The sequence below is a fragment of the Jiella sonneratiae genome (assembly GCF_017353515.1).
GTDB classification, from domain to species: domain Bacteria; phylum Pseudomonadota; class Alphaproteobacteria; order Rhizobiales; family Rhizobiaceae; genus Jiella; species Jiella sonneratiae.
This window is the reverse complement of sequence record NZ_JAFMPY010000001.1, coordinates 473,234-481,884: the sequence shown is the minus strand read 5'-3', so window position 1 is coordinate 481,884 and position 8,651 is coordinate 473,234. Positions and strand designations below refer to the sequence as shown.

The following is an 8,651-nucleotide window of genomic DNA, read 5'->3' as shown; positions in this document are numbered from 1 at the left end:
GGAATGTGTTTCTGCAGCCCGTGAAAAACGCTATTGTCGTGCCGCATGACATTGATCTCCAATCTCGTGTCCCGAACGCCGCGAAACGTCTGGAACCGAGTAGAATCAATGTCATGCACTCTGTCCATAAAATTAAACCGGACAGCAGTGGGACAAGCCCGAGGATGACGCATTTTCGACGCTTCCGGCGAATTTCGGCCTGCCTGCCTGAGAAGCAACCTGGCTACGACTGTCTCTCGAAAAAATCTGTGATCCCGTCGAGACAAGCCCAAGGACGACGCTGTTGCCCGTGAAGAACGCTGGTCGCGGTGCTGCCGACGGCGGCCGGTATCGCGTCGGCGGCCTCGCGATGGTTCGGCGCGATGGTCGCGGCCCATGCCGAGACCCTGCTTCGGTTGCTCCGGCCCACATTCACCCGCAGGCCCAGGACCACCCTTATCTCGTCGGCCTATTCCTCAGCGCCCTCGAACAGCTCCCCGCTGGCAAAGGCGCCGACCGTCTCGACCACCTCCTCGCCGAGACCCGCCGTCCCGAGATCCTCCATCCAGCCGTTCCAGGTTTCGGCCGCCGCAATGACCGTCTCGCTCGCCGCGCCCGGCGGCAGGTCGTAGGTGGTGCTCACGAGATCGCCGGAGCGGAAGACGGCGAGGCCGAGAAAGGCGAAGAGATAGACGACGAGCCCCGCCGCGACGTTGGCCGCGGTGGCCCGGGCGCGCCACGGCCGACGGACGCGCTTCCCCTCGCGGTGGCGCGGCGGCGATGGACGACGGGGCTGCGGGGCGGTCGGCAGCATCGCTCTTTCTTCCTAGAACTGGAAATAGATGAAGGGAGCCGTGCCCGGCGGCGCGATCAGCTGGATCGCCACGAGGGCGGCGGCAAAGGCGAGCGCCAGCGCGAGCGTCGGCCAGCGGCGGAGCGCCCGGCCGATCCTGAGATCGAGGTCGTAGGGCGTGAAGTGGAAGGCGAGCGGCAGGAACACGAGGACGACGTGAAAGGGCGTCCAGGCCTCGAACGTCCCGGCGAACGACGCGAGGCCGGTAAGATAGGCGAGGGCGGTCTGAAGGTTCTCGGAGCGGAAGAAGATCCAGGCGAGCGTCACGAAATGGAAGGTCGCGAGGATCGCCGCGAGACGGACGAGGCCGTGGCCGTGCCAGGGCCGCGGCGCCCACGCGATCCGCTTGAAGGCGGCGTCGCGCGGCCCGTCCGGCCGGGTGGAGAAGCGCTCGCGCACCGCCCGTTCGATGCCGAGCATCGCTCCGTGCATCGTGCCCCAGATCACGAAGGTGTAGGCCGCGCCGTGCCAGAGGCCGCCGAGGAACATCGTCAGGAACAGGTTGCGGTAGGTGGCGAAGCGGCCGCCCCGGCTGCCGCCGAGCGGCTTGTAGAGATAGTCGCGCAGCCATTGCGACAGCGAGATGTGCCAGCGCCGCCAGAATTCCTGCAGCGAGGCGGCGCGATAGGGCTGCCGGAAGTTCTCGCGGAAATGATAGCCGAGCAGCGCCGCGGTGCCGATCGCGATGTCGCTGTATCCGGAGAAATCGCAATAGATCTGCACCGCGTAGCCGTAGGCGGCGAGGAGCAGCGTCGGCGCGTCGTAATTCTCGGGCACGAGAAACACCTCGTCGACGAGGTGGGTCGCGAGCCAGTTGGCGATGACCATCTTCTTCAACAGGCCGACGATGACCAGCACCAGGCCGTAAGAGAGCATGAAGCGGGTCAGCCGCGGCCGCTCGGCGAGCTGCGGCATGAAGTCGGCGGCGCGCACGATCGGCCCGGCGACGAGCTGGGGAAAGAACGAGACGTAGAGCAGAAGGTCCAGCGGCGAGCGCTGCGGCGCGATCTCGCGGCGATAGACGTCGACGACGTAGGAGATCGCCTGGAAGGTGAAGAAGGAGATGCCGACGGGCAGGATCACCACCATCAGCGGCAGGTCGCGCTCGATCCCGGCCTGGCGCAGGAGGTCGCCGAGCGACTGGAGGAAGAAGTCGTAATATTTGAAGAAGCCGAGGACGACGAGAAGCAGGCCGACGGCGGCGGCGACGAGCGCGCGGCGGCCCCGCTCGGCCTCGCAGGCGGCGATGGCGAGGCCCGCGACATAGGCGATCAGCGAGGCGCCGAAGAGCAGGAAGCAGAACCGCCAGTCCCAGTAGCCGTAGAAGAAGTAGCTCGCGACCAGAAGAAACAGCTTGCGCGGTGTCGCCGTGCCCCGCATGGCCCAGGCCAGCGCGAAGACCACCAGGAAGAAGACGGCGAAATCGAGCGTCGGGAAGAGCAAGCGGAAGAGCCTTGGCGGGACCTTGATGCGGCCATGGCGGCCGCCTCCAGTCTAGCCCGGCGCGGCAATCAAATCGCCCCGCCGCCCACCGTTTTCTCCCGGAATCGACAGGTTTCGTTAACGTTTCCGCCGGCCGTTGCACGAATGCGACGCAAGGGAAGTTGCGAGCCCCGCGGCGCGTGGTTCCCGCGGTGCGCAGCCGGAGAAGGAGCCCGGCATTTCGGTTCGGGCGCCCCGTGCCGTGCCGGGCCTGCCCGTCCCGCCGGCGTCAGTTCAGCGACGCGACCGGCGTGTCGCCCTTGGCCTCCGGCATCAAGAGGCCGTTGACGAAGCTTTCGGCGCTCCTGTCGTAGCCCTTGGCGGTGAGGTGCACGCGGTCGCCGGCGGCAAAGCCGCGGCGCGCCCAGACATCCATCTTGCAGCGCCCGCCCATCGCTTCCGACCAGTTCCAGAAGCCGGCATTCTCGTCCTTGGCGAGCGCCTCGATGGTGTCGCGGAGGGGGCCGAGCTTGACCGGGGAGCGCCAGCCGCCGGGGCAGCTCGGGCCGCGGCTCGAGCGCTTGGTCAGGCCGTCGGCGGCGCCGGCGAAGGCGAAGTCGGCCTGCGGCGCCGCAGCCTTCAGGATCGAGACGAAGTGAGCTGCGGTCTTGCGATAGGCGTCGAGGTCGAGATTGTCGTTGAAGCCCTCGTTGGTGCCGTAGCCGTAGACGATGAGATCCGGCTTGATCGCCTTGACGTCGTTGGCGACGAGCGTCTCGTCCCAGCGCTTGGTGACGTCGACGGTCGCGCCGACGATGCCGAAATTGACGTAGCGCACGCCCGGCTTGTGGCGGCCTGTGCCCCAGTTGAGGATCGTCGTCGTGCCGTCGCCAGCCGGGTTGACCGTCACGCTGTCGGCCTTCGCCTCGAGCCGCACCGTCGTCGAGCCCGGCTTGTCGGCCTTCGCCGAGAAGGTCTCGCTCTTGCCGCCGGCGCTGATCGTCACGCCGCCGGCCTTCGGCCCGGTCACCATCGTCACCTCGGCATAGTCGAACGGCCCGGTGTCGCTGGAAAGCGTCAGCTTGGCGCCCTTCGAGCGCGAGGCGAGGCGGACGCCGGAGACGCCGTAGGGGCCGGAGGCGACCTTGAGGCTCGACGCGGCCTGCCACGGGCCCGAGCGGTTCATCGTCACCTCGGCGGCGGCGGCGTAAGGGAAGACCTTCGGCGGGATCGTCGCGCCGCGGCCGGCGTCGCCATAGGCGTCCTGCAGACGCGAGCGGATGCCGCGGGTGAAGGAGTCGGCGGCGATGTGGGAATCGCCGATGTGGAGGACGGTCACCGGCTCGGTGCGGGTGCCGTTCTTCAGCGCCTCGAGCTTTGCGTGGAAGCGCGCCAGCGGTCCGTCGCCCGCGGCGGGAGCCTCGCCGCCCCGGCGGTCGAACAGGCTTTGCTGCGACAGGCCGCGATCGACGCCGTCCGAGCCGTAAGCAGCGGCGACGAGCAGCGACGGCGCAGGGAGCGGGGCGATCTCGGCTTCGGGAACCGGAAAGCTCGCGGCCATCCGCGCCTTCGTCTCGTCGCTCGCGCGGAGCATCGGCGGCGGCGAGGCGAGCTCGGCACGGGCCTCGGCGATCGCTGCCGCGCCCCTGGTATCCGGGCGAATGAGCACGCGTCCGGTCTTGCCGAGCGCGAGGCGGCCGTCGGCCACCGGCGCCTGACGCGTGTCGGCGGTCCGCCGTTCGGCCTTGGCGGCCGCTTCGGCCGAATGAAAGGTTTCGCCCATGTCGACCGACTTGTCGTAGCAACCACCGAGAACCGCGGCGACGCCGAGCAGCGCGGCGATCCGCCATCCCGTCCGGTGACGCCCGACGACGGCCGCGGCGTGCAAGCCGCCCGTCAAAGGCGCTGCAACGTTCCGATCTGTCACGATTGCCCCCAATCCGAGATGACTGCTCTCCGGCACACGACGAAAGGTCCGATCACCGAACCTCGAACAGTATGGGTAATTTTCCGTTAACGCCGCCCCTTACGGCTTAACGATCCCCGTCAATGCTAAAAATGCAACGACTGCGGCGAAAGTTCGACGCCGCCGATCACGATCTTCATCTTGCGGGTCTCTGCCTGTATATTCGCAACCCACCGGGGCGGTAGCATTCATCTGGGGATCGGTTCGATGAAGCTTTTCGACAGCAGGGGCAGTCGTTTCGCAACGGTTTCATTTGCTTTGCAATTCATTCTGGCCCTTGCGGCGTCTTCCTCCGTGCCGGCCGGGACGGTCGACGTGGCCGCCTCCGGCCCGGGACTGACGCAGACGAGCGCCGCGGAGGTCGCGACCGAGCCGCAGGAGGCCCCGAAGCCGCGCGACTTCCGCATCGCCGTCCTCGGAGACTCGCTCGGCGAAGGCGTCTATTCGGGGCTCGCCCAGCTGGTGCGCGGCGAGCCGAACATCGCGGTGAAGAAATATGCGCGGGTCAACACCGGCATCGCCCGCAGCGACCGCTACGACTGGCCGGAGGCGGTCGACGAACTCGCCGAAAATCCGATGGACGCGGCGCTGCTAGTTTTCGGCGCCAACGATCTCCAGACCATCCGCGAAAGCGGCAAGGCCTACTATTACAAGCAGGCGGCGTGGGAGGAGAAATACCGCAAGCGCGTCGCCCACATCGTCAAGGCCTTCACCGACCGCGGCATCAAGGTCTACTGGCTGTCGCTGCCGATCACGCGCAAGAACCGGTTCCAGAAGGACTACGCCTATCTGAACGAGATCTTCAAGGAGGAGGCCGAGGCCAACGGCGCGACCTTCATCGACGCCTGGAACGCCTTCGCCGACGAGAACGGCGACTACTCCGCGACCTTCACGGTCGACGGCAAGAGCACCATCATCCGGGCGAGCGACGGGGTGCACTTCACGCCCGCCGGCTATCAGGTCTATGCCGGCCTCGCCCTCGACAAACTGCGGGCTGACCTGAACTTCTGAGGGCCGGGCTTTTCGCCCGCTCCGAATTTCCTGCATTATTGAGCGAAGTTCCTGCGATACGTCAGGAAACGGCGGCAAGAGCCTTTTTCCACTGCGAAATGTCCCGATCCAAGTGTGCTCCGGCTCTTCGGAGCACCCGCCGCGAGGCGTCCCCCGACGTCCGCTCCAAGTCGCGGCCGTCCGGGGCGAAAGGGTTCGACGAGCCGCAGCGCCGTCGCCGGCGAGGCGACGACGCCGGCCGGCCCGTTCTCCATGCGTCCGCCTTCGCCCGGCATCCGAGCAAACGTCACCATGCGCACGAACCGCCTTGGCGGCTCCGGCGGCCCTGGGCTATCTGCGAGCTGAAGCATCGGCCCGGAAATCGGAATCGATCGTCGGTGCGCGCGACGCGTCAATCAAGACTGGCCGGGCGTTCGGCCGCGTTCCTGCGGGACGCACGGGGCTCGAAGAGGCGCAGGCCGGAGCGGCAGGCGGAGGAGGAGAAGCGGGTGAACAAGCATTACGCCTCGGCGGCTGAGGCGGTCGCCGACATCTGTGACGGTGCGACCGTGATGATCGGCGGCTTCGGCGGCTCCGGGGCGCCGATCGAACTGATCCACGCGCTGATCGACGCCGGCCCGAAGCACCTGACGGTGGTCAACAACAATGCCGGCAACGGCCATGTCGGCCTCGCCGCGATGATCGAACAGGGGATGGTCGACAAGCTGATCTGCTCGTTTCCGAAGAGCAAGGACCCGACGGCCTTCAGTGAGCGCTATCTCGCGGGTCGGATCGAGCTGGAGCTCGCGCCGCAGGGAACGCTCGCCGAGCGCATCCGCGCCGGCGGCGCCGGCATTCCCGCCTTCTACACGCCGACGGCCTACGGCACCGAGCTCGGCGAGGGCAAGCCGGTCGCGGAGTTCGACGGCAGGCCCTATCTCCAGGAGCGCTGGCTCAAGGCCGACTATGCGCTGATCAAGGCCGAACTGGGCGACCCCTACGGCAATCTGACCTATCGCCTCGCGGCGCGGAACTTCAGTCCGTTGATGGCGATGGCGGCCGGCCAGACGATCGCCCAGGTCGGCCGGCTGGTCGACGCGGGCGGCATCGAGCCGGAAGCCGTCGTCACGCCGGGGATCTTCGTCAACCGTCTGGTCGAGATCGCCGATCCCGCCCAGGAGGAAGTGCTGAACCAGGCGGAGGCGCGCTACCCATGAACGTTCGAGGACAGCTCAATCAGGAACAGATCGCCTGGCGTGCCGCGCAGGACATCGAGGACGGCCAGTACGTCAATCTCGGCATCGGCTTTCCGGAAAAGGTCGCCGCCTACACGGTGAAAGGCCGCGAGCCGATCTTCCACACCGAGAACGGCGTCCTCGGCTTCGGCCGCGCGCCGGCGAAGGGCGAGGAGGACTGGGACCTTATCAATGCCGGCAAGAAGGCGATCACGCTGAAGCCCGGCGCCGCCTTCTTCGATCATGCGACGAGCTTCGCGATGATCCGCGGCGGCCATCTCGACGTCGCCATCCTCGGCGCGCTTCAGGTCGCCTCGAACGGCGACCTCGCCAACTGGCGGGTCGGGAGCAAGGGCGTGCCGGCGGTCGGCGGCGCGATGGATCTCGTCAACGGCGCCAAGCGCGTCGCGGTGCTGACCGACCACGTCGCCCGCGACGGCGCGCCGAAGCTCGTCGAGCGATGCACCTTCCCGCTCACCGGCGTCGGCTGCGTCACCCGCATCTACACCTCGCTCGCCGTGATCGACGTCGACATTCCCGCCGCGCGCTTCGTGCTTCGCGAAAAACTGCCCCATCTGTCGATGGACGACCTGCAATTTGTCACCGGCGCGAAGCTCCATGTCGAGGGCGAAGTCGGCAACCTCGAAGTTCCGGAGCTGTCCTGATGCGCGACGCCTATATCTGCGGCTATGTCCGCACGCCGATCGGCCGCTACGCAGGGGCTCTCGCAAGCGTGCGGGCCGACGATCTCGGGGCGATCCCGATCCGTGCCCTGACGAAGCGTCACGACATCGACTTCGCCGCGGTCGAGGAGGTGTTCTACGGCTGCGCCAACCAGGCCGGCGAGGACAACCGCAACGTCGCCCGCATGTCGCTGCTGCTCGCCGGGCTGCCGGCCACCGTGCCGGGGACGACGATCAACCGCCTCTGCGGCTCCGGCATGGACGCGATCGTTTCGGCCGCCCGGGCGATCCGGGCCGGGGAGATGGATCTCGCGATCGCCGGCGGCGTCGAATCGATGTCGCGGGCGCCCTTCGTCATGGGCAAGGCCGACACCGCCTTCAGCCGCCAGGCGGAGATCTACGACACGACGATCGGCTGGCGCTTCGTCAATCCGCTCCTGACGCGGCAGTACGGCGTCGATTCGATGCCGGAGACTGGCGAGAACGTCGCCGAAGACTTCGCGGTCGGCCGCGAGGATCAGGACGCCTTCGCCCTGAGGTCCCAGCAGAAGGCGGGAAGGGCGATGGCGAACGGCCGGCTTTCCCGCGAGATCGTGCCGGTGGAGATCGCGCAGAAGCGCGGCGAGCCAAGGATCGTCGACGCCGACGAGCATCCGCGGCCGGACACGACGATCGAGGCGCTCGCCCGGCTGAAGGCGCCGTTCCGCGACGGCGGCTCGGTGACGGCCGGCAACGCCAGTGGCGTCAATGACGGGGCGGCGGCGCTGATCGTCGCCTCCAGCGAGGCGGTGAAGAGCCACGGGCTGACGCCGATCGCAAGGATCATGGGCGGGGCGACGGCGGGGGTTCCGCCGCGCATCATGGGCATCGGCCCCGCGCCGGCCGCGCGGAAGCTGATGGCGCGGCTCGGCCTCAAGGTCGAGGAGTTCGACGTCGTCGAGCTCAACGAGGCCTTCGCCTCGCAGGGGCTCGCGACGCTGCGCAGCCTCGGCGTCCCCGACGACGACGACCGCGTCAATCCGAACGGCGGAGCGATCGCCCTCGGCCATCCGCTCGGCATGTCCGGGGCGCGGATCGCCGGCACGGCGGCGCTGGAACTGCAGCTGACCGGCAAGAAGCTGGCGCTGGCGACGATGTGCATCGGCGTCGGGCAGGGCATCGCGATCGGGCTGGAGCGGGCGTGAGGGCAGGGGTGGCGCGGGGCGCGTTACTGCTCTGCGCTCGAGGCGGCCGCTTCCCGGCTCCGCTCCACCGCGCCGTCATCCTCGGGCTTGTCCCGAGGATCTACTGCGGGTTGAGCGTTGCGCACTTCGCCGCTGAAGGACAACTGCAAGGATTCTGTCCTTGAGCCGGCAGTAGATCCTCGGGACAAGCCCGAGGATGACGCACTTTCGAGGTTTTCGGCGAATTTCAGTCCGCCTGCCTCAGCACGCAACCTGGCTGCGACTATCGTTCAACAAATGCGTGAGTCTCGTACGGACAAGCCCGAGGATGACGCAATTTCAATGGTTTCGCTCCAGTTT

At 67.7% G+C, this 8,651-nt stretch carries 7 protein-coding genes; 4 read left to right on the top strand and 3 right to left on the bottom strand.

The genetic code is table 11. The annotated features are described in order from the left end of the window. Positions 1-448 precede the first annotated feature (448 nt). From J1C47_RS02130 to J1C47_RS02120, 3 genes are all read right to left on the bottom strand, one after another. Positions 449-793, bottom strand: coding sequence for a hypothetical protein (locus J1C47_RS02130; RefSeq protein WP_207349060.1), 345 nt, complete (start codon positions 791-793; stop codon positions 449-451). Positions 794-805: 12 nt separating this feature from the next. Further along, positions 806-2,275, bottom strand: a complete 1,470-nt coding sequence (locus J1C47_RS02125; protein ID WP_207349059.1) for an MBOAT family O-acyltransferase — start codon at positions 2,273-2,275, stop codon at positions 806-808. A gap of 268 nt (positions 2,276-2,543) precedes the next feature. Further along, entirely contained in the window at positions 2,544-4,142 is a 1,599-nt protein-coding gene (locus J1C47_RS02120) for a GDSL-type esterase/lipase family protein (RefSeq protein ID WP_207349058.1), read from the bottom strand. A gap of 393 nt (positions 4,143-4,535) precedes the next feature. Between J1C47_RS02120 and J1C47_RS02115 the strand changes: the two genes are divergently transcribed. The 4 genes from J1C47_RS02115 to pcaF all read left to right on the top strand — a co-directional run bounded on the left by J1C47_RS02115 (position 4,536) and on the right by pcaF (position 8,312). Further along, positions 4,536-5,231 (top strand): DUF459 domain-containing protein, encoded by a 696-nt coding sequence (locus tag J1C47_RS02115; protein ID WP_207349057.1) that lies wholly within the window; start codon positions 4,536-4,538, stop codon positions 5,229-5,231. Positions 5,232-5,719: 488 nt separating this feature from the next. Further along, on the top strand, positions 5,720-6,427 hold the full coding sequence (locus tag J1C47_RS23550; protein ID WP_207349056.1) for a 3-oxoacid CoA-transferase subunit A: 708 nt from the start codon (positions 5,720-5,722) through the stop codon (positions 6,425-6,427). Further along, a complete protein-coding gene (locus J1C47_RS02105; RefSeq protein WP_207349055.1) occupies positions 6,424-7,110 on the top strand; it encodes a 3-oxoacid CoA-transferase subunit B in 687 nt (228 codons plus the stop codon). Before J1C47_RS23550 ends, J1C47_RS02105 begins: the two co-directional genes overlap by 4 nt. Further along, positions 7,110-8,312 (top strand): 3-oxoadipyl-CoA thiolase, encoded by a 1,203-nt coding sequence (pcaF, locus tag J1C47_RS02100; RefSeq protein ID WP_207349054.1) that lies wholly within the window; start codon positions 7,110-7,112, stop codon positions 8,310-8,312. The genes J1C47_RS02105 and pcaF overlap by 1 nt, the downstream gene beginning before the upstream one ends. Positions 8,313-8,651: the final 339 nt, after the last annotated feature.

Excerpts from the sequence above, each read along its gene's own strand:
- pcaF (WP_207349054.1), top strand. The coding sequence starts at position 7,110 with ATGCGCGACGCCTATATCTGCGGCTATGTCCGCACGCCGATCGGCCGC.
- J1C47_RS02130 (WP_207349060.1), bottom strand. The coding sequence starts at position 793 with ATGCTGCCGACCGCCCCGCAGCCCCGTCGTCCATCGCCGCCGCGCCAC.
- J1C47_RS02105 (WP_207349055.1), top strand. The coding sequence starts at position 6,424 with ATGAACGTTCGAGGACAGCTCAATCAGGAACAGATCGCCTGGCGTGCC.